This window comes from Bacillus sp. AC266 (genome assembly GCF_979253805.1).
This window is the reverse complement of the sequence record NZ_CEEDEC010000033.1, coordinates 1-359: the sequence shown is the minus strand read 5'-3', so window position 1 is coordinate 359 and position 359 is coordinate 1. Positions and strand designations below refer to the sequence as shown.

The window sequence follows — 359 nt, the reverse complement described above, 5'->3', positions numbered from 1 at the left end:
TTGAGGGTGGATTTGAGCCTGATTTTCATACACCAATCGAAGCAATGACGTATACGACGCTACAAGAACTTGCAACGCTGGTGTTTTATAATAACGTAGCTAAGGTTTCAAGTAAGCATGATCCAGATCTTGCTACATTATTACGTCGTCTCGCCAAAGATGAGACTCTTCATTATGCGTTTTATCGAGACGTCATTCGAACACATTTGGAATTAGAACCTAATTATTGCTATCATATTGCCAATGTGATTAAGAATTTTAAAATGCCAGGTGCCGTCATGCCTGATTTTGAAAATAGAATGGCTGTGATTGCAAAAGAAGCGAATTATGGACCACTACAATATTTTGATCAAGTACTT

Annotated in this window: 1 protein-coding gene; it reads left to right on the top strand. The window is 37.6% G+C overall.

Translation table 11 applies throughout. The features are described from left to right. A partial coding sequence (locus tag AC0IXC_RS29130; RefSeq protein WP_471653715.1) for an acyl-ACP desaturase occupies positions 1 to 359 on the top strand: 359 nt, incomplete at both ends.